This is a genomic window from Aureisphaera galaxeae, from assembly GCF_028561275.1.
Taxonomy (GTDB): Bacteria; Bacteroidota; Bacteroidia; order Flavobacteriales; family Flavobacteriaceae; genus Aureisphaera; species Aureisphaera galaxeae.
Window position 1 is genome coordinate 63,544 of sequence record NZ_JAQQTF010000004.1, and the last position, 20,162, is coordinate 83,705.

Sequence of the window (20,162 nt, forward strand, 5' to 3'; positions counted from 1 at the left end):
CAAGTGTCTATTATTACATTCGTTGGCAAATACCTATTGCTTAAGAAAAAGTGTTATGAGGTCTATTTCATTGAAAATCATTGCTTTATGTGGTTTTTGTGTCCTGTTGGGATGTAACAATGAACCCGAGAAACCCAATGTAATTTTTTTCATTGTCGATGATATGTACCCTGAAATGTTCAATAACATTGCCGCAGGGGTTACTACTTCGGGGGCGCCTGCCAATCTTACACCGGCTATAGATCGTTTGGCCCTAGAAGGGGTGTGGCTGGATAATATGAAGGTTGTTTCTCCTGTTTGTACGCCCAGTAGGTATAGTTGTTTAACAGGAAATTATGCTAGCAGGGCTACCAACGAGAGTTTTCTTAAGACGACATCCAGCAATGATGGACAAAAGGTGGTCCAATGGAATAGCTTTATAGTGCCCGGAGGCCAAAAAACCATGGGGCATTATTTTAAAGAGTTAGGCTACAACACAGGTTTTGTAGGTAAGAATCACGTAATTGAAAGTTCCTCCCAGGAGAAAAAATATCCTGCTATAAATTTGGCTGCAGATCCCTATGATTCCTTGGTGAAAAAAAGACTAGAGGACAAATACGAGAAGCTCCAAGAAGATATTAGAAATTGCGGGTTCGATTATGCAGATGCGCTATACCATAATAATCCCAATTGGTTAGGAGTTAGAAAACTGGCTAGCCATAATATGGATTGGATCACCGAAAAGGGTTTGGAGTTTATAGATCAAAATAAAAGCGAACCCTTTATGCTCTACTTCGCGACTACATTACCTCATGGTCCGCACATCCCCGAACGTTCTTGGATGTCGGATAGGAGAATTACACCCAAGGGAATTTTAGAAAAGGCTCCCGATGTATTACCTCGCCATGAAGGCATAATAGACAAATATTATCAAGAATTGATGAAAGGGGATCCTGGCTTGGAACCTACTTATAGAAATGTTATGTCCCTTAAAGTAAGGTTGCGACAAAAAGGGTTACGAGATAGGGAAAAAGAAAATTTGTTGTGGTTGGATGATGCCTTAAGCGCATTATTTGCCAAACTAGAGCAAGAGGAACTTCTGGACAATACGATTATAGTTTTTTTTAATGATCATGGACAGGAATTGAAAGGGTCACTATATGAAAAGGGTATTAATTCGGAAGCCTTTATATGGAGGAGTGGTGGCTTCAAAGTAGGAAATGTCTTGGAAACGCCGGTGAGTAACGTGGACTTTTTGCCCACTCTTCTGGAGTATGCAGGTTATAAAGGAGCGGCGGACTTCGATGGTTATAGTTTTAAATCGGCATTAGAGAAGAAGAAATACAAAGAAAGAGCAGCCATGTACCACGAATTGGGATATGCTAGGGCTATTGTTAAGGATGGTTTTAAATATTATACCGTTAGGTATCCAGAGTCGGGAAGGGATTTGTCGTACAAAAAACGGAAAGCAATTTTGGATGAGTACAATCGATTTAAGGAAAGAAATGGTCGTCCAGTCATAAATACAGATCCTAACAAACCTTTTGGGCAGTTGGTTATGGTGCCAGGAGGAGATTGGGCAGAGTGCGAGGCCTATACGAATATGCCTCATTTCTTTGAGCCGGATCAATTCTATGATTTAACAAATGATCCTGAGGAGAAACATAATTTAATCGATGACCCAAAATATGCCGATAAAATAAAGGAATTAAAAGAGGAATTAAAGAAAAGGGTTAATGATCTGGAGAGCAATTACGAAATCTAAATGGGGTAGTTTGAAACCTTCAATTTTATCTCTTTCTCCTTCTTTTTCCGCCCGTTCCTTTTTCCATCTGGTCTACAAAGGAACTATTATCCGAATCTTGTAATGACGCCTTAAGGCCTTTTAGTTCATCCTGGGTCAAGTCCCTCCATTTACCCACGGGAAGGTTCCCCAATTTCATGTTCATGATACGGATCCGCTTCAAGCTAGTCACTTCATAACCCAGGTACTCACACATACGACGGATTTGACGGTTCAACCCTTGCACCAGTATGATCCGGAATACATAACGGCTTATCCGTTCCACTTTGCACTTTTTAGTAATGGTATCCAAAATGGGTACACCATTGGACATTCTTCTAATAAATTCATCCGAAATAGGACGGTCTACCTTTACGATATATTCTTTTTCGTGTTTATTACCGGCCCTAAGGATTTTATTCACGATGTCCCCATCATTGGTCATCAACAAAAGTCCTTCACTGGGTTTGTCTAAACGGCCTATGTGAAATATACGCTCCTCGTGACCAATAAAATCTACCACATTGCCTTTTACCCGCTGATCTGTAGTGCAGGTGATTCCAACAGGTTTGTTAAGCATGATGTAGACAAGGTTCTCATTGTCGGTAATGAGGGCACCCTTCACCCGAATTTCATCATTGGGCATGACCCTATCGCCCAAACCTGCGACGGTTCCATTTATGGTTACCTCTCCTTTTTCAATGAAGCTGTCTGCCTGTCTGCGCGAGCAGAAGCCACTATCACTTATGGCCTTATTTAGTCGAATGGAATCTGGGTGGTAATCGTTCATTTATATGTTGTCTCCTCGGGTACTTGTTTATGGTAAACTTTTAGAATGTCAGGTCGAACGCAGTCGAGACCTAAATTTGTTCATTTCTATTAACCTCTCGATAAGCTACGCTTACTATCTTCGGCCTAAAGCTTTGCTTTCTGCCTCGACAATGCTCGAGGGGATAGGGTAAGTTACTGCACTTCCTCAAGTTGCTTTTGAAACACTTTTATTTTATCCCGCAACCTTGCCGCCATCATAAAGTCCAATTCTTTGGCCGCTTTTTCCATTTCTTTTCGCGTGTCACGGATTTTCTTTTCCAATTGCGGACGGGTTAAATATTCATTTTCGGGCTCTGCTGCCAAAAGACTTTCTGCCGTTTCCAAGGAGTAGGAATTGGTCTTCGCCTTGGTCAATGCATTATCCAAACTCTTCTTAATCGCCTGTGGTGTTATTCCATTGGCCTCATTATAGGCAATCTGCTTGCTTCTTCTGTAATTGGTGCCATCAATAGTGCCCTGCATGCTTTTAGTAATCTTATCCGCATACATGATCGCCTTTCCATTTATATTACGCGCGGCGCGCCCCACAGTTTGGGTAAGGGATCGGTTACTTCTCAAAAAACCTTCTTTGTCCGCATCCAAGATGGCGACCAAGGATACTTCGGGTAAATCCAATCCTTCCCTTAATAAATTGACCCCAACAAGAACATCAAACAATCCCAATCGCAGGTCCTGCATGATCTCTACTCGTTCTAAGGTATCTACATCGCTGTGAATATATCGACAGCGAATCTGAACTCTGGCCATATATTTGGTCAACTCTTCTGCCATGCGTTTGGTCAAGGTAGTAACCAGCACCCGTTCGTCCTTTTCCACACGTTGCTGGATTTCTTCCAGTAAATCATCTATCTGATTCAAACTGGGACGCACCTCAATGGGTGGATCCAATAATCCCGTAGGACGTATGATCTGTTCAATATAAACCCCTCCTGTTTTTTCCAACTCATAGTCCGCAGGTGTGGCACTTACGTAAATCACTTGATTCTGCAAGGCTTCAAACTCTTCAAATTTTAAGGGGCGGTTATCCATGGCTGCCGGAAGTCGGAAACCGTATTCCACCAAATTCTCCTTTCTGCTGCGATCCCCTCCATACATGGCGCCTACCTGTGGAATGGATACGTGACTTTCATCAACCACCATTAAATAATCGTCTGGGAAGTAGTCCAAAAGACAGAAGGGACGAGTTCCCGGTAGTCGTTGATCTAGATATCGCGAATAGTTCTCAATTCCACTACAATAACCCAACTCACGGATCATTTCCAGATCAAAATTGGTACGTTCTTCCAAGCGTTTTGCTTCCAAATGCTTTCCAATTTCCTTGAAATAATCGATCTGCTTCACCAAATCATCCTGAATGTTGCGAATGGCTCCTTGTAATACATCTGGCGAAGTCACAAACATGTTAGCCGGATAAATATTCAATCGGTCATATTTTTCGATAACCTCGTTGGTGGCTGGTCGAAAAGCTTCAATTTCTTCAATTTCATCTCCAAAGAAGTGAATCCTGAAGGCATCATCGGCATACCCTGGGTACACATCTACGGTGTCCCCTTTAATTCGGAAACGTCCATTGCTGAACTCTGCTTCGGTACGCGAATAGAGTCCTTGCACCAATTGATGTAATAGCTTGGTTCTGGAAATAACCTGTCCTTGCTTTAGAGAGATTACGTTTTTCTGAAATTCTGCAGGGTTTCCAATACCATATAGGCAGGAAACCGAGGCGACTACTATAACATCCCTTCTTCCTGAAAGTAGGGAAGAAGTGGTGCTCAGTCGCATTTTTTCGATTTCCTCATTAATGGAAAGGTCCTTTTCTATATAAGTTCCGCTCGTTGGAATATAAGCTTCTGGTTGATAGTAATCGTAGTAGGAAACAAAATATTCCACCGCATTATCTGGGAAGAACTGCTTAAACTCACTGTACAATTGAGCCGCTAGAGTCTTGTTGTGCGCCAAGACCAAAGTGGGCTTTTGTACGCGTTCCACCACATTGGCCACCGTAAATGTTTTTCCACTACCAGTAACCCCTAACAAAGTCTGATAGGGTTCTCCAGAGGTGATGCCGTCTACCAAGGAAGCAATGGCTTCAGGCTGATCTCCTGTGGGTTTAAAATCGGAAACGATTTTGAATTTCATAATTCTTTTGTGAGGTGCAAATTTACGGAAACTTGGGCATTCTAAAATGTCCTTTTGAACTTAAGGATTTTGATAAGTAACACTAAACCTTTTACCATTTCTGTAGTCCAATGGTTATTCAAAACCACGCACACACATGAAAATACTTTTGAAGATTCTACTTTTCGCTTTGTGCTTTGTCTCATGTAATGCGGAAGAGGAAGGAACTACTAATCCTCCATTAACTGAAAGTCTAGTCTTAAAGGGATTGCAGTATGGTACCGAACCGAGACAGTTCCTCGATCTTTACAAAGCAGCATCCGATTGTCCAACCCCAGTTTATTTTGATGCTCACGGAAATGGCGGAAATACATCGATGCCAAACTCCATCGTTGAAGATTTGAATGCACAGGGTATCACCGTTATTGCTTGGGAATCCCTTACGTCGGTAAATACATCGGATGAAGTCGAAACGGGATGGAATGATGCAGAACTTATGTTTCAGTGGGTTATTGATAATGCAACTACCTACAATCTTGATACGTCTAATTTTATTATCGGAGGTTCTTCGCGGGGGAGTATTTTAAGTTGGAAATATGGGCATAGGGAAAACCCTAACGTCAAAGGGCTTTATATGTACAATGCGCTTCCTGGCAATGCTTGGAGCTTTCCCAGTTGGTGGTATCCACCCAATGATGTTACGAATGTTTCACCCCCCATTTATTTTGTATACAAAAGGGAACCAGGTTCTTCCACAGATCCAGTAAATCCCGATATTCATGATCCTAATAATGGAATCACTATCCTGAATCAATATGAAAGTTTAGGCATTGGAGAACGGGCGACCCTTGTTCATAGTATTGGAACCACAAATAATACGGACAAGTATCAATTTCTGGTGGATTTTGCATTGTCAGTGATTGAAACATGTCCTTAACTCCATTCATTGACGAAAATATCGTTTTCCGTGAAGTTCGAGTTCAAAGAAATTCGTGCATTCTAATATGATGATCTTGCCTTAAAACATTTAACCTTATTGAGCCAAATAATTTCTCTACAGAATATGTGTGTAGGTCTTCGTATTTCATTAAATCTTCTCACTTTTTATGTAGCCAAATGAGAACATAAGAATACTTAAGACTAAAAGAAAGCAAGAAATCATAAAAAACAATTGTGCTTGGGTAAGCCAATCTAAAAAAGGAATGAAAATTATTGGCGATAAAAATTGACCCATAAACCAAAAGGTTGTTAATCTTCCAATTTCCCTACCTCGTATCTCAGGAGGAGCAAGTTGCATTACCCAAACATTTGCGTTTGGTATCATAACTCCCATTCCTAATCCTGCAAGAATCATTGCCATCATAACCGAGTTATAAGAATCTCCATAAGTAATACAAAAAAATGACAATGCCATTAACAAATACCCAAATCCAAAAATTTGTTTAAATGAAAACGTATCTTTTATTTTTGAAAATGAAATGGCTCCGATTGCTGAAAAGAAAGTACTTGATGCTACTGCAATACCTATTAGTGCGTTTTTTTCAACACCTATTGATTTTAAATAGAATGGAATTTGAATTGGAATGATGAAAAACAAAATCCACATGAGCATGATGTTTACAAACACAAACCAAATAGTTCTTGGTGATTTTGTTCGTTTTACATCTGATTTAGCCTCTACATTTTTGTTTGGTTCTTTTAAGAACAAATAGGTAAATGGAATAATAAGTAAAGAAAATAAATACAGTAAAAATGGCACTCTCCAACTTATATCAGCTAAAATTCCACCTAGGGTAATAAAAATAATCCCTCCCAAAGACATGACTGCGATTTGGATTCCCGCAAATTTTTGCCTTTCCTTTCCTTGATAATAATCGGCTACCAATGTTGTTGCAATTGTCATGGTAATACCTACACATATTCCAAGTAGTGCTCTACCGGTCAAAATAAGATAAATATTCTTTAACCAGTATCCAGAACTTCCAGCAATAGCATAAATAACTAATGCTACACTTAAAAGTTTAAGTCTTCCAAATTTATCAATGACTATTCCAGCAAAAATAGCGCTTAATGCAATGAATAATCCTGGAAATGACAATACAAGTTTTACAAGTTTTTTTCCTTTAGGTATATCAGAAAATGTATCGGCCATATCAGGTAAAGATGCAGATATGGTAATCATTGACATTATGGTTAAACAACTAACCAATAATAATGCTAATTTAACTTTCCCGCTATCCGTATTCATTTATACCATTTCACCTTTCATTAGCTTTGGAAGCATTTCTTTAAAATTTTCCTTTTTGTTTAAATGCGGAAGTGGATCTGCAGGTTCTTCAACGCCCAAAAATTTACATAATGGTTCCCAACCATCCCGTACATCATATACCAATAATTTATCAGCTGGAACATAATCTTTAACTTCTGCAATGTGATCGTTCCATACTTTTTCTGCATAAGCTTTGTCTTCAAATCTTCCTTTAAGTTCACCCGCAAAAAATATTTTTTTAAAAAATTTAATGCATTTTACAACATTTCTAACACGAGAATTCATTAACAATTTGCCCATCATCATAATTTTTTCTGCGGGTGTTTGCGGTCCTGCTCTAAAAACAGTTTTATCCACGCTTTTATACCAGCTTTCAAAATCTCTTACAGTAAGAATTACCTTGGCATCTGGATAACGTTTCATATGATTTTTATACCAAGGATAGCCTGGGAAATCTACAGTAGCATCATACCCACTGTACAATGCCTCCCAATCTGTATCTCCAGTTTCGGCAAGTGTTTTCCAATGATGTAGTCTTTCTGGGTTTACAATAAGCTCTTTCATATGATAAACTTTAGAATGACCTAGAATTTCTAAACATCTTTTAAGGGTTGTTGTTCCTGTTCTTGGAAATCCTGCTCCTATTATTTTAATAGACATACTATTTTGGTTTTAGTCAATTATTTTAATGAACACTACTTTTCTCCATTGGTGATGTAGCTATTCATATTTTAAATATAAATTCTTCTAGTTGCGATTGAATAGCCCATAATTCCTTACCACTAAGAAATTAATATTGAAGTTTAAATCGTTCAGAACGGTATAAAATATCCAGCTGACCCCAGTTAAAGGTTTTATTACCATTAAGGCTACTAAAATAAAGTGTTGCTTCAAAGATCTCTTCGTTATTAGGATAGCTTACTTCGACGATTTTAGCATTATGATATATAAATCCGGAAGTAACCAAAATGTTTTTTGAAGTTGATAAATAATCTACGTCACTTATAAGCATGGAGAAAAATTTAGATCCTCTTTCCTTACCATATTGCCAGTTTTGTTTTACTGTCAAACTCTCTTTGTCTACTTCATATTCTACGGCACGAGAGTAATTCACTTTTTGTATAAAATTCCGAGAGAATCCATTATCATATAGAATTATATTGCCGTTTGGTAATAATTTCGGAGCATGTTGTCCCCAAGGAAAATCAAAGTTTGGCGCGCTTTCAATACCATTTTGAACTTTATCATTATAAGGCTTTCCTTCAGAATTTACAGCCGTTAACAAATAAGGATTCGTGTCAAATCCATCTTCGTTCCTACCAGATACACCCCAACCTTTTTTAGGTGCCATAATCCATTGCAGTTCATCTTCCCAAGATATTTTTATGAGTCCTTGATTTTTACCTGATACTATAATTGAATTGTCCGATGAATCATAGGCAATTCCATTCATATGCAACCAATCACTAGATGTCATTTTATTTATTAACTGTCGACTTACATCTAAATGTTTAGCAAGATCCCATTCCTTTTCAACTTTATTAGTATCCCTATTGTATAGTATAATAAAATCATTAAAAGAGGGGATGAGTTTTCCATTAACTTGTATAAGTGCGCCATCCTTTCGTACTGGAATCAACAATTTACCATCCGGGAGCTCGATAATATCGTGATGTATACGATACTTTTTATCAATAGCGCTCTTTTTAAGCGTTTTTCCCAGCATATCATATTCGTGAATTTCATTGGTCCCGCCAACTAACAATACTCCGTCATTTAACCGTTGGATAGGCCAAATAATATCACCAAAAAAGCTTAAGTCTAAATACCAACGTACTTCTCCTTGATCGTCGAAAATGAAAGGTCGCGAATCGTACGTACCATTTTTAGCATAATGAATATCACATAAATGCATCCCCGCTTCCATGTTGGATCGGTCTATTTTATTGATTTCAATTCTAGGAAAATAATCTGGCAATTTTTCTGTATCTATTTTCAAAGTATCGGTAACCATTCCCCCTTCATATTTGAGGGTAACAACAACTTCATTAGTTCTATTCGCGTATAAACCTACAACAGGTATATCGAGGTTTTTTGCAAGTGTTTCAAAAGATTGTTCCATTGGACTTTCTCCCAAAACTTTAATTGTTGCGCTGCACTCCTTGTCAGATACAACTTTAATTACTGCTGTTAATGGAGAAATCCCATTAGGATTTAATTTTGCTTCTAATGAATACTCTAATTTAGAATCCGTACAACTAGAAATTAGAAATAGGAATGAAATAATAGTTGGAGTAATGCAAATCCTGAAAATTGATGGTTTTGGCATATAACGAAATAATTTTATGAAAACTTGATCTTTTTAACCTTACGAAAACAGATTATATATCAATACATCAAGTTTGACATTCTGCCTTGAACGGCTGTACATTTTAAATTAAAAACAAACAAATATAGAAAAAATGTATAGTGTGATGTTTTGGTTGACTCTAGTAAACAGGGAAGTAGCATTTTCCTTGAAGCTTTAGTCTGTGGAATCTCAGGTTTGCTATAGCTGTCTTAAAGGTTAAGCATTCCAACATAAAACTGTTACATTTATACGCGAACGTTTTTAAATATCCAACAGTTATAGTCAATAAAAAAAATGCTTGGAATTCCATCTTTTAAACCAAAATTTCACAATAATGCTGAAAGTTTCAAGAATGAGTTTGACAAAACTCTATCTGAACTTATGGGGAAAAAAATTGAAAAATTTTGGTTAATGTGGAATATTAAAAAAGATGAATGGCTTGCTGATGGACCAGTAGTACTCGAAATTGACGAAAAGAGATTTGAATTTACGGCCTACCAATTGGACGAATTCAGCATGACTATTAACTCGTTTGAACTGTCTGAAAAACTAGATTGGTATGGAGGTGGAGATGAAATACCATTGGCTTGGAAAGAAAACCCAAAAGCAGAACTAAGAAATAGTCTGAATAGAACAATTAAAGGAATCAATATTTTGACCTATGATTTTTACGAAGAGAATAATGAATCTGAATATGTTTTAATTGGTGTAGAGTTCGTTTTGGAAAAGGAATCTGAATCTGATAAAGAGAACTTCTTTTCAATTTATAATGGACTTGACCAAAATGAAATTAATAACACTGAATTAGAGGTGAAAAATCAAATAAAACGAATGGAAATAACTAGCTACAAAAGCTAAAGGGTAATAGGTTTAATTCCTCACCTCTCTGATTGGAATATAACCAATTACAAAAATCAACCAGTTGACTATTGGTTTATGTGGCTAATTAGAGTGAAAAAGGGAGTCATTATTATTGAAAACGGAGAATAAAATGGTTGTCAATAACTTATAAGGCTCATACAGGTTTGATTTCTCATTCAGAATTGGATATAATTCACTATATTACTGTTACCTATTGCTTTTAGTAACAGTAAAAATTCGATATATGGAAAACGTTTGGATCATAGCAGGAGTCATTTTTTTGATATTGGGTTTTCTTATATACAAGAGTATGAGAGCTTATGTGCGAAAAACATACGGTAAAAAGTGGCTGACTGTTTGGGGGAATAAGCTTTATTTCTGGCAAAGCCTCTTATTTTCAAGTATGGCAAGCACCGCTTTAATTATATATGTTTTGAAGTGGTCGAATGTTTTGACCTTTTAATTCGGAAAAGCCCTAATTAAAGGACTAGTCCTTTAAATCCACCCCAGAAGTATTGAAATCCTTCGGTTAAAATATTTTATTTGTTGTCTAAGACGGAACAAATGAAACACTCGAATAGCGTATTCCTAATCACTTTGACGGTGCTGTTTTCTTCAATTTTAGCACCACTTTTCGCGCAGCAAGATGTTTTTATTAAAGAGTACTTGGAACGACTAGAAAATTCAAGGAAGTATCTAATTCTCGTGGCAGAAGAAATGCCCGAGGACAAATATAGCTTCAAGGCAACCCCCGAGTCTTTGAGTTTTGCAGAAAACCTAATGCATATTGGCTGGGCAATGGATTGGCACAGTCAATCATTAATGGGTGGACGAATAGCCCGTGATTGGAATACCGATACTGAACTAAAGGTGGATCATAAATCTAAAAAAGAAATGATTGCTAAAATCGATGAGACATTCTACAAAACCATTGAATTCATTTCAAAATTCGATATAAATAAACTAGATGAAAGATTGGATTATTTCGGGTTGGATAGAACAAAAAGGCAAGTTTTGTTATTACTCGCAGACCACATAACGCACCACAGAGGACAAATGCTTGTTTATATGCGACTAAATGGACTAAAACCTCCGAGATATGTTTTGTATCAATAATATAGGGTAGGGATATCCTAAAAGATTGTCTGAATGATACTATAGTCTCCTAACCTAAGCTCTTTTAGGTTATTACCAACCTTTCTCTTTAATCTCTATTTTCAATTAACTGTAACACTTGAAACAAAGTTTAGTCCTTAGAAGAAACTAAACAAAGTGAACACCAAAATCTTATACCTCCTAATAGGGGTGTGCATCGCCTTAACTTCGTGCACGACCCAACAAGAAGCAGAACCGGCCATTATCACAGGAAAAGTGAATATCTATTGGTCCAACACGATCAAATTGGCTAGCGGGCCAGTAACCCTTACCGATTCTTGGATCGATAGACTTAGCGTAGGGGATTCCATCATCGACTTAAACGAGGATGGTACCTTTAAGATTGAGCTACTGGTAGACAAACCCAACTTCCATAGCCTCTCTCACGAAACCAATTCGGTTGAATTATTCCTCTCACCGGGCGATTCTCTTCATGTCGACTTTACTTCTGAAACTTTGTTTTCTGGTATAGGGGGACAACTAAACAATCATATGAAGTCTTTGCGGGACATCATTAATGCCAACCGCAGATATATCAACGGGAAGGATGATTTTTTTAGTCAACCATCTGCTGCGTACAATGCAGTGCTGGATTCCTTGGAACAAGTCTACCTCAATGCACACCATGAATTTAGGGATATGCATCATGTCGACCCGGTTTTTGAAGATAAAGTAATGGCGGACATCAGCTATAGAAAGAAACTCTACCAAATTGTTCACCCTTCCTTATTCAATTATCAAACCAATGAAAAGCTTCCTGTGGAGAAAACCTATTTTGAAGCTATTGCCCAAGGAACTTTTGATAATCCCGATCTATTGAAATCCCTTGATTATGTTTTGTTCTTAGATGGGTATATGGATGTGCAATCCACGGGCGACTATAAATTTGGATATTATATGGATGCTCCCATAGAAAAAATCCACCCAAAGTATGAGCAGATTCAACAATTGGAAGCCCATCAAGACATCAAGGATTACTTGTACCATGAACATCTTCATAAGAGTATCGATAATTATGGTATTAGTTATTTAGAAGACCTAATCCCACAGTTTAGGGAAGATTGTAAGAATCCTGAATTCATAAGACGTATCGATGAGCGAGTTCAAACCGCTACTGAAAGGAAACAGCAGTCCAGTGCCATTAAAATCTACAAGACCGTAGGGAATGTTGAGCTTGAAGCGCATATCTTTTATCCTGAAGATTTTAAGGAAGGCGATCAGAGGCCTGCCTACCTGTTTTTTCATGGAGGCGGATGGTCTATGGGAATACCAGAATGGGGCTATAAAAATTGTAAGAAATATCGTGATAAGGGAATGGTGGCTATTTCGTTCGAGTACCGACTCATCGATATTCACAACTCCAATCTTTTGGATTGCGTGAGAGATGCGAAATCCGCTATTCTGTGGACCCGAAAAGAAGCCGAATCACTGGGTATAGATCCCGATAAGATAGTAGCAGCTGGATTTTCAGCTGGAGGGCATTTGGCGGCATGTACGGCCATTTTAGACGAGTATGAAGAACAGGATAATTCTGGACTGAGCTCTAAGCCCAACGCCATTATTGTACACTCTGCCTCATACAATACACTGAAAGGGGAATGGTTCTCTCGAAAATCAGAGCAGAAAGCGGAATCCATTTCTACCTTTCATCAAGTAGATAAGGGTCTGGTTCCTTCCATCTTTTTTCATGGAACCAATGATCATTTAGCGCCCATTTCTGAATTTACTGAGTTTAGGGACAAAATGGATGCACTGGGTAATGATTATGAATACAAAATATTCGAGAATGTGGGCCATTTCTTTAACGATCCTGCCGCTCGTGAGACTGTAGGCGAAATGACTGATGCTTTCCTAACGAAATTGGGATATATAGAATAGTAGTTGTTACGTAGTTTTCGATGTTCGCATCAAAAGAAATCCTGCACAAACGATCCAAACTACGGTTCCGAATATAAATAACCGGAAACCATGTAGATCTACGAAAATAAAGCCAGCGGCCCATAGGAGCAATGCCACTATGGCCAGCGGTAATCCAAGCCATCCCAACCAGATGGGAAAGGCTCTGGTTTTAAGTATTGCAATGGACCAAAGAAGTACGGAGATGCATATTCCAGCGATAAAAATAAAGTCGCACGCATGATTAAAAGCGCTGCCGTAGTACAGGATTGGCTTAATGGTTTCTACTACTTCTGGAGTAGCATCTGCATAGTATCCTATAAAACCAGAAAGAACCAATCCATTTGCGGCAGCCGCAAACATAACCGCAATCAAGGCAAAGGTGATAAAAGCGTAGGCTACCTGTGAAAGGAAAGTAGCGTCGGATAATCTACTGGTAATTCCTCGGAACCCAATCCATGTAAAAGGGATGGAAACTAAAGCAATGGAATGCACAACGGTGCCCATAACCCTTACTTTAAGGAGGTGTTCGAAGTTTCCTCCGGTAGGATGAAGGGCCATTGTTACAAACATGAGAAAGGCTCCAATAAGCAAGGAAAGGCCAGCCGCTTTTTCAATTTTTTGGTTCATGGGAATGTTCTTTGATGAACTACAAAATTAAAAGCGCCCGAAGGCTAAATCACTTGATTGAAATCAAGAAATTAGGATCTAACAACTTTTTGTCTTACGCGGCTAAGGGTTTCCGGGGTGATTCCCAAATAGGAGGCAATGAGTTTTAAAGGAAACCTTTGAAGGAGTTTGGGCTCATTTTGCAAAAGAGAACGGTATTTTTCTTCAGGAGAGGTTTTTTTACTTCTTCCAGAGGGATCAAAAGAAGCTTTACCCAAAATTCTGCCCAACGCAAAAAAAGATGGAGAGATTCCTATGACCTCATGAATATCGCATAGACCTATTTGCCAGATTTTGCAATCTTCGTAGGCTTCTATTCGATTTTTGGAAGGACTTTGAGTTGTAAAACTTTGGTGATCTACCACCCAATCGTTTTCCATCCATAGTTTGACTATGACTTCCTCGCCTTCCTCATTTTCATAATAGTGAATCAGATTTCCTTGTTCTACAAACACCATAAAACTACAGGTTTCCCCCAAATCCAGTAAGCTATCCTTCTTCTGAATAGTTAAGGGCTTTAAGCGTTTGGTGAATTCGGCAATATCCTTTTCAGATTGAATTCCAAACGTGTGAAGGGAAGAAATTAATGCATCGAACATGGCTTGTTTATTACTTTTCCGCAATTACCTCGATCATAATCGGGCAACAAAGTGTGGCTCCAGGAGTGTTTTCTAAGATATTCACTTCCTGTAATGCCAATTGCACATCTTCTTCATTTAAGAAGCCCATTTCTTTTATTCTTGGGAAGTAACTGTAATAAAACGTCTTGGGCCATTGCCAGGTTACGTTGTCCGGTGTGGCAAGCTTGGACATAAGGCGTAGGTTATTAATTTTCATTCCCATATTAGAAAGGGTAGTTGGGAGTTCCCTTCCTATGTCTATTTCGGCAGGGGAATCCTTAAAGCTTTTCAGGGCAGCGGTAATGGCTTTTTTCAGTCCGGGCAATTCGGGTTCGGTTTGGTGGGTAGACCAATCGTAATATTCATGGATCACCATTCTTCCACCGGGTTTAAGGGCGTCGTATACCTTTTTTAGAATTTCCTTCGGATTGGGCAACCATGCCATGGCCCATCTGCAATACATTCCGTCCAGGCTGTTCGGTTCCAATTGCATTTCATTGAAATCGGCCAACAAAGGCGTAATGTTCAAATGGTATAATTCTGAAATATGCTTAAGATGTTCAATATATCCTTCAGACTTATCCACGCCGATTACACGACCTTCTTCTCCTGCCAAATATGCCATCTCCTTGGTACAAAATCCAGGCCCGCATCCCAAATCCAAAAGTGTTTGTCCTGCCTTGAAATTAGCCAAACGCCAACCTTTTTGCGCTTCTTCGGCCCAAATTTGATGTTGTATTCCTAAACGATGTAACTCTTGGGCGTCGGTCCCAAGGATATAGGCATTCTTTTCTTTCATTTTGGAAGGTTTTGTCTACCTATAAAAATAGGGAAATTTTTATCAAGAGAACCATCAGTAGTTTACATAGACATCACCAATGTAGGGTTCCGGGAAATTAGGGTGATTCAATACCAAAACGTAGTAATAGGTGCCTACAGGAACGAACTTATCTTGGTAGAGAATCCCAGTGTTGGGTATGGCATCCCATTCGCCTTCATCGTTGCCTCCTTCATAAATGAGATTTCCTTCACGACTATATATCTTCAAGTTAAAATTAGGAAATACATTCACCACATAATCCATGTGCAATACATCATTTAGGGTGTCCCCATTGGGAGAGATCCCTTCGTAAATGATGGGAGGGCATTGTTCTACCACCAATTGAAAGGAAGAAGTGGTAAAACATATTTCATTTTCCAATCGCACATAAATCATTTGTGGATTGCTCGTATTTTCGAACTGTGCAGGATCGGTAATCGGATTCACATTAGCCGTGGCATCTTCCTGTGTAAGGAAGTAATTGAATTCTCCGGCGGTATTCTGGGTAATGAGTTCGTCTTGAGCGGTCAAATCGAAAAAGGCCATTTCAAAACCTTTGTCACATTCTGTAAGGGTAGGTAATTGGGTAATAGGAGGAATGGTTCCGAATTCTATAGCCAAATCGAATTCATTATTAAATTCATTCAACTCTTCAACAGTACCAAGTCCAGTTCCATCATCATCCACCACCGCTGCCAATACAAAATTATTTGGAAGGCTTTCCGGAAGGGTTACTTCAAAACTTCCAGATTCGCTTCCTCCTATGGGAATAACATTCAGCGTTTGGGTTTGTGCGATGAGCTGCAAGTCTGCATAAAAGGCCACATTCGTGCCGGCAGGTAGATCGTCGGTTCCCTCGGTATTATAGACCGTATACTCGACTACAAGATCGCGCAAGCGACAGGCGTAAATCTGATTGTCTATAGAAACAGTCGCATCGGGAAGGGGGCAAACAATTACTTCCACTTCAAAACTATCGGTTACAAAACAATCGGGATTGGATACACGAATCCAAATGGTTTCTGGATTGCTCGTATTTTCATAAGCTGTGATATCGCCTTCAATAGGATTCGTATTGTTTTCGGCATCGGCCTGTGTTGGGTGGTAACTCAATGTATCCTCAGGGTCTATAGAAGTGGTAGCTTCGGTAAGATCGAATAGCTCTGTGCCTACTACATCACAAAGTTCCAAATCCTGAAGGGTTCCAACATCGGGGAAAACCAGCAAATGGAATTCGGTATTGTCCTCATTATTGTCATCATCCAACTCGTTGATCTCATCGAAAGGGTCTACAAACGCACGTAATAAAAAGTCGGAAGGAATACCGTCTGGAACAGTAAATGTAATCGACTCGCTTTCCGATTCCCCAAAGTTGATGATTGCCGTCGTCATGGTTTCTGCCATTAGGACGTTATCCCCAAAAAAGGCAACTTCGGCAGGAGGTAAACGATCTGTGCCATTGGTATTAAACACGGTATAATCTATTGTAAGTTCACGATTGCCGCATTCGGTTCCTCCTACGATATTGTCAATACTAATGGTTGCTTCGGGCAAGGCTACGTTAAGAACGGTTACGATGTTTTGTACGATCACCAAATCTTGGTTGGAGGTCAACTCAATAAGTGCTTCTGTATCGCCCGGTTGGATCAAGTTCTCCACGCTGTACTGATCGATATCCATATTATACAAATCCGAACTTCCCGTAAAGGTATTGGTCCCGTTAAAGGCATTGTCGGCCGGATTTAACGGATTGCTCAATAAAGTTCCGTTTAGCCTAAGGGTTTCGTTATTGGCTAAAATTTCATCTCCTTCCCAAGCTAGGAATCCAATCTTAGCTTCGGCATTGTCCACTACTTCCAGATCGGTTAATTGAATATCTAAACTTGGATTTTGGGCAGAAACCGATTCAAAACCATCAAAGATGCTTACTTGATTCAAGGGTAGGTCGGGATCTTCAAAAACGATCGTTACCGCCCAACCCCCAAAGTTGGTTGTATTTCCGGGGAATGCACAGTACACATCGGGTGTAATATCTGGGGTGAATTCAGAAAAGGTATACGTGCCATTGCCTGTGCTGGCAATCAATGCTGTGATATCGGCATATCCTCCCGCATACATATGTGTTCCGTCCAGATCGTAGGCAAAAGTTCGCTCTGCGGTTATGGGGGTCCCATTTAATGCTACTTCGGTATCGCCCGTTCCGGAGCCTCCCCAATAGATATAAGCCGCTATCATGGTTTGATCCGTCTCCAAAAAATAATCGGCACTGCTTTCCTCCAGGATTTCACAGTCGGTGGTACCTCCTGTATTTTCACCAGTATTTAACGTGTTTCCAAAGGAAAGGTAGGTATATCGCCCTTCAAACTGTTGAAAAAGTACCACTTCTTCCTGAGAATATACCAGCACGGGAAGTAATAACAATACAGGGAGGATCAATTTCTTGATTAGGTTCATAGCAATTGTATTGATAGTTAAATATACAAATATTTACTATCGCCTTTGTTAAAACCTATCTCAGAACTTGAGGTCTACAGGTCTCTCTTCTTCAAAATTGCATAGGACCAGTATATGAACAAAGCCGTCCAACAAAGCACGATAACCACATTTAAAGGGGAGAGGTCGTAGTCCTTGTCAAAACTTTCACCTAATTGATTGGCGGCAGATTGTACCGCGCCGAATCGGGTAAAGGGCTCTACAAGAAGGTCGGACATTGCATTGAGTGGTAAGAAGTTATATACTGTTTCGAAAAGATTTACATCGGTCTTTACGCGAATCCATTGAAAGATCATGGCTATAATCCCTTCTACAACCTGCCAGAGTCCAAGGAACCCTAGGGCAAATGCGGATCGCTTGACCCAAATTCCCAAGAACATACAGAAACTGAAGAAACAGACCAATTTCAGGAAGTATGCCAAGATGTATTGCATGTCACTGAAAATGATTCCAATCTCTTTGTAATCCGAGAAAATGAGCCCCAGAATCATGGAAACCACAAAAAGGAAAATGGTGGAAACTGCCGAAAATAATAGCACTGTAAGGAACTTAGAAGTCAAGAATTCCTTCTTGCTAAGTCCGTCGATGAGATTTTGCTTCAGGGTGCGATAACTGTATTCGTTGGCTACAATGGAAACGATCACCACCGCGAAGAAAATCTTTAGCCATGCTGCTACCCAAGAGTTAAAATGCCAGATAAAGGGGAAATTAAAGATCCCTTGATCTGCCACGCGAAACTTCACTCCTCCAAAGTTGAATTCTATAGAAACAATGAGGGAGATGAATAATATGAGCGAAAAATATACAATGGAAATGGCCTTTGCCGATTTGTTGTATTTTAATTTATGGAGTTCTATATTAAGTAATCGAAGCATGGCGGTTAGTTGTTTTGGGTGATTTCAAGGAATAGTTCTTCTAGGCTTTCTTTGCGCTTTTCGAGATGCGATAACGCTATCCCTTTCGAAAATAAATGTTCGTTCAAAGCCCCAGCATCCATGGGTTTGTTGAGGTAGGCCACCAGTCGATCGCCCTCTTGTTTTATAGAAGTAAAAGCGTTCATAGCTTCTAACTCCCTTTGCAATGCACCATTATCCTTGCTTTCTAATGTCATAAATCCATGACTGGCTTGCATACCGTCCACACTTCCCGTATACAAACTTTCCCCTTTGCGAAGAATCACTACATGACTACATACTTTCTCTACTTCATCCAACAAATGTGATGCTAGTAGAATAGTGGTTCCTTGTGATGCAATTTTTTTAATGATTTGCCGAATCTGATGGATTCCCTGCGGATCCAGTCCATTGGTAGGCTCATCTAGAATAAGAATTTCAGGTTCGTTGAGCAGGGCAGAGGCAATCGCCAAGCGCTGCTTCATCCCCAAAGAAAAGGTGCGGAATTTACTGTCCTTACGTTCAAGAAGCCCCACGACTTCTAAGGTTTCGTTTACTTTAGAGTTATCCACTCCCTTAATCTTGCAGACCAATTCTAGGTTCTGAACTGCCGTCATGTAGGGGTAAAAGTTGGGACGCTCAATGATAGCACCTACGCGCTTTAGGGCGTCGTGGGTAGTTTCTGTTCCGTCGAACCAGGAGAAATCCCCAGAGGTTCGGTTTACTACATTGAGAACGATTCCCAGCGTAGTTGACTTTCCACTACCATTGGGACCAAGAATTCCGTAAACATTTCCTTTTTCTATGGTGAAAGACAGGTCTTTCACTGCCGTAATGGGACCAAACCGTTTGGTAAGGTTATTTATTGTAAGTATGGGCTGCACAAAAATGGTTTTTGTTGATTAGTTGTCCATATGACGAACCATCCCAAGTTATGTTACAACCCAGACTAAATTTTCAGAAAAATCTAACGTTTTGCTATTCGGATACTTTGATCGTGATTTGAGCGATCATCACCGGAGAACTTTCCGGACTTCCCAGTGGGCCTGTTTCGGTCTGAATGTGCACACGGTCCGTACCGATAAAGCCTTCTTCTGCCAAATAAACGTACTCTATATCGCCTGTTTCCTCGTTTTGGCGTAATTCACTGATACGGGCATTTTCTGCCTGAAAAATAATGGTCGTAAGCTCAGGATCACCAAAAACACCCAGATCATAAATAAGGGTACTGGAGTTGTCTACTTCGGCTAGGGGTGTAAAAATAAGGGTGGTCGATTTGCCATCGTCGTCGTTGGAGCAACTTACCCCAGCAAGTACAACAGCACAAATAAGAAGGAATTTCGTAATTGTTTTCATAGTGTCTTTTTCTTTTCTCAATAAGCAAAAATCATTCCTAAGATACGGAATTCTGTACAAAAGAAGTGCCTA

Annotated in this window: 17 protein-coding genes; 5 read left to right on the plus strand and 12 right to left on the minus strand. The window is 39.4% G+C overall.

Translation table 11 applies throughout. From position 1 onward, the window contains the following. The first annotated feature begins 55 nt into the window (after window positions 1-55). A complete protein-coding gene (locus POV27_RS05045) occupies window positions 56-1,744 on the plus strand; it encodes a sulfatase family protein (protein ID WP_272861650.1) in 1,689 nt (562 codons plus the stop codon). Between the two features lie 25 nt (window positions 1,745-1,769). Here POV27_RS05045 and rluF read toward each other — a convergent pair whose 3' ends face one another. Continuing rightward, on the minus strand, window positions 1,770-2,552 hold the full coding sequence (gene rluF, locus POV27_RS05050) for a 23S rRNA pseudouridine(2604) synthase RluF (RefSeq protein ID WP_272861651.1): 783 nt from the start codon (window positions 2,550-2,552) through the stop codon (window positions 1,770-1,772). A 173-nt stretch (window positions 2,553-2,725) separates the two neighbouring features. After that, window positions 2,726-4,729: an excinuclease ABC subunit UvrB gene (gene uvrB, locus POV27_RS05055; RefSeq protein WP_272861652.1), complete on the minus strand. Its 2,004-nt coding sequence runs from the start codon at window positions 4,727-4,729 to the stop codon at window positions 2,726-2,728. 136 nt (window positions 4,730-4,865) lie between these two features. Between uvrB and POV27_RS05060 the strand changes: the two genes are divergently transcribed. Further along, window positions 4,866-5,645: an alpha/beta hydrolase family protein gene (locus tag POV27_RS05060; RefSeq protein WP_272861653.1), complete on the plus strand. Its 780-nt coding sequence runs from the start codon at window positions 4,866-4,868 to the stop codon at window positions 5,643-5,645. 150 nt (window positions 5,646-5,795) lie between these two features. Here POV27_RS05060 and POV27_RS05065 read toward each other — a convergent pair whose 3' ends face one another. The 3 genes from POV27_RS05065 to POV27_RS05075 form a co-directional block, all read right to left on the minus strand. Continuing rightward, on the minus strand, window positions 5,796-6,956 hold the full coding sequence (locus tag POV27_RS05065; RefSeq protein WP_272861654.1) for an MFS transporter: 1,161 nt from the start codon (window positions 6,954-6,956) through the stop codon (window positions 5,796-5,798). Beyond that, a complete protein-coding gene (locus POV27_RS05070) occupies window positions 6,957-7,637 on the minus strand; it encodes a sulfotransferase family protein (RefSeq protein ID WP_272861655.1) in 681 nt (226 codons plus the stop codon). It abuts the gene before it with no gap. Window positions 7,638-7,767: 130 nt separating this feature from the next. Further along, window positions 7,768-9,306: an aryl-sulfate sulfotransferase gene (locus tag POV27_RS05075; RefSeq protein ID WP_272861656.1), complete on the minus strand. Its 1,539-nt coding sequence runs from the start codon at window positions 9,304-9,306 to the stop codon at window positions 7,768-7,770. A 315-nt stretch (window positions 9,307-9,621) separates the two neighbouring features. Between POV27_RS05075 and POV27_RS05080 the strand changes: the two genes are divergently transcribed. The 3 genes from POV27_RS05080 to POV27_RS05090 all read left to right on the plus strand — a co-directional run bounded on the left by POV27_RS05080 (window position 9,622) and on the right by POV27_RS05090 (window position 13,221). Beyond that, entirely contained in the window at window positions 9,622-10,185 is a 564-nt protein-coding gene (locus POV27_RS05080) for a hypothetical protein (RefSeq protein ID WP_272861657.1), read from the plus strand. Window positions 10,186-10,752: 567 nt separating this feature from the next. After that, a complete protein-coding gene (locus POV27_RS05085) occupies window positions 10,753-11,304 on the plus strand; it encodes a DinB family protein (protein ID WP_272861658.1) in 552 nt (183 codons plus the stop codon). A 156-nt stretch (window positions 11,305-11,460) separates the two neighbouring features. Further along, window positions 11,461-13,221, plus strand: coding sequence for an alpha/beta hydrolase (locus tag POV27_RS05090; RefSeq protein WP_272861659.1), 1,761 nt, complete (start codon window positions 11,461-11,463; stop codon window positions 13,219-13,221). 6 nt (window positions 13,222-13,227) lie between these two features. On the opposite strand, the gene POV27_RS05095 is transcribed toward POV27_RS05090, so the two are convergent. The 7 genes from POV27_RS05095 to POV27_RS05125 form a co-directional block, all read right to left on the minus strand. Further along, a complete protein-coding gene (locus POV27_RS05095; protein ID WP_272861660.1) occupies window positions 13,228-13,869 on the minus strand; it encodes a hypothetical protein in 642 nt (213 codons plus the stop codon). A 71-nt stretch (window positions 13,870-13,940) separates the two neighbouring features. After that, the gene (locus POV27_RS05100) at window positions 13,941-14,507 is read right to left on the minus strand and encodes a Crp/Fnr family transcriptional regulator (protein ID WP_272861661.1); all 567 of its coding nucleotides are present in this window, start codon (window positions 14,505-14,507) and stop codon (window positions 13,941-13,943) included. 10 nt (window positions 14,508-14,517) lie between these two features. Further along, window positions 14,518-15,327: a class I SAM-dependent methyltransferase gene (locus tag POV27_RS05105; protein WP_272861662.1), complete on the minus strand. Its 810-nt coding sequence runs from the start codon at window positions 15,325-15,327 to the stop codon at window positions 14,518-14,520. 54 nt (window positions 15,328-15,381) lie between these two features. Further along, window positions 15,382-17,802: a T9SS type B sorting domain-containing protein gene (locus tag POV27_RS05110; protein ID WP_272861663.1), complete on the minus strand. Its 2,421-nt coding sequence runs from the start codon at window positions 17,800-17,802 to the stop codon at window positions 15,382-15,384. Window positions 17,803-17,876: 74 nt separating this feature from the next. Beyond that, window positions 17,877-18,716: an ABC transporter permease gene (locus POV27_RS05115; RefSeq protein ID WP_272861664.1), complete on the minus strand. Its 840-nt coding sequence runs from the start codon at window positions 18,714-18,716 to the stop codon at window positions 17,877-17,879. 5 nt (window positions 18,717-18,721) lie between these two features. Next, a complete protein-coding gene (locus POV27_RS05120; RefSeq protein ID WP_272861665.1) occupies window positions 18,722-19,618 on the minus strand; it encodes an ABC transporter ATP-binding protein in 897 nt (298 codons plus the stop codon). A 94-nt stretch (window positions 19,619-19,712) separates the two neighbouring features. After that, complete coding sequence (locus POV27_RS05125) at window positions 19,713-20,090, minus strand: hypothetical protein (RefSeq protein WP_272861666.1); 378 nt, start codon at window positions 20,088-20,090, stop codon at window positions 19,713-19,715. Window positions 20,091-20,162 lie beyond the last annotated feature (72 nt).

What these genes read in the sequence shown, in the direction of transcription:
- POV27_RS05045 (WP_272861650.1), top strand. Translation starts at nt 56, where the DNA reads ATGAGGTCTATTTCATTGAAAATCATTGCTTTATGTGGTTTTTGTGTC.
- rluF (WP_272861651.1), bottom strand. Translation starts at nt 2,552, where the DNA reads ATGAACGATTACCACCCAGATTCCATTCGACTAAATAAGGCCATAAGT.
- uvrB (WP_272861652.1), bottom strand. Translation starts at nt 4,729, where the DNA reads ATGAAATTCAAAATCGTTTCCGATTTTAAACCCACAGGAGATCAGCCT.
- POV27_RS05060 (WP_272861653.1), top strand. Translation starts at nt 4,866, where the DNA reads ATGAAAATACTTTTGAAGATTCTACTTTTCGCTTTGTGCTTTGTCTCA.
- POV27_RS05065 (WP_272861654.1), bottom strand. Translation starts at nt 6,956, where the DNA reads ATGAATACGGATAGCGGGAAAGTTAAATTAGCATTATTATTGGTTAGT.
- POV27_RS05070 (WP_272861655.1), bottom strand. Translation starts at nt 7,637, where the DNA reads ATGTCTATTAAAATAATAGGAGCAGGATTTCCAAGAACAGGAACAACA.
- POV27_RS05075 (WP_272861656.1), bottom strand. Translation starts at nt 9,306, where the DNA reads ATGCCAAAACCATCAATTTTCAGGATTTGCATTACTCCAACTATTATT.
- POV27_RS05080 (WP_272861657.1), top strand. Translation starts at nt 9,622, where the DNA reads ATGCTTGGAATTCCATCTTTTAAACCAAAATTTCACAATAATGCTGAA.
- POV27_RS05085 (WP_272861658.1), top strand. Translation starts at nt 10,753, where the DNA reads ATGAAACACTCGAATAGCGTATTCCTAATCACTTTGACGGTGCTGTTT.
- POV27_RS05095 (WP_272861660.1), bottom strand. Translation starts at nt 13,869, where the DNA reads ATGAACCAAAAAATTGAAAAAGCGGCTGGCCTTTCCTTGCTTATTGGA.
- POV27_RS05100 (WP_272861661.1), bottom strand. Translation starts at nt 14,507, where the DNA reads ATGTTCGATGCATTAATTTCTTCCCTTCACACGTTTGGAATTCAATCT.
- POV27_RS05105 (WP_272861662.1), bottom strand. Translation starts at nt 15,327, where the DNA reads ATGAAAGAAAAGAATGCCTATATCCTTGGGACCGACGCCCAAGAGTTA.
- POV27_RS05110 (WP_272861663.1), bottom strand. Translation starts at nt 17,802, where the DNA reads ATGAACCTAATCAAGAAATTGATCCTCCCTGTATTGTTATTACTTCCC.
- POV27_RS05115 (WP_272861664.1), bottom strand. Translation starts at nt 18,716, where the DNA reads ATGCTTCGATTACTTAATATAGAACTCCATAAATTAAAATACAACAAA.
- POV27_RS05125 (WP_272861666.1), bottom strand. Translation starts at nt 20,090, where the DNA reads ATGAAAACAATTACGAAATTCCTTCTTATTTGTGCTGTTGTACTTGCT.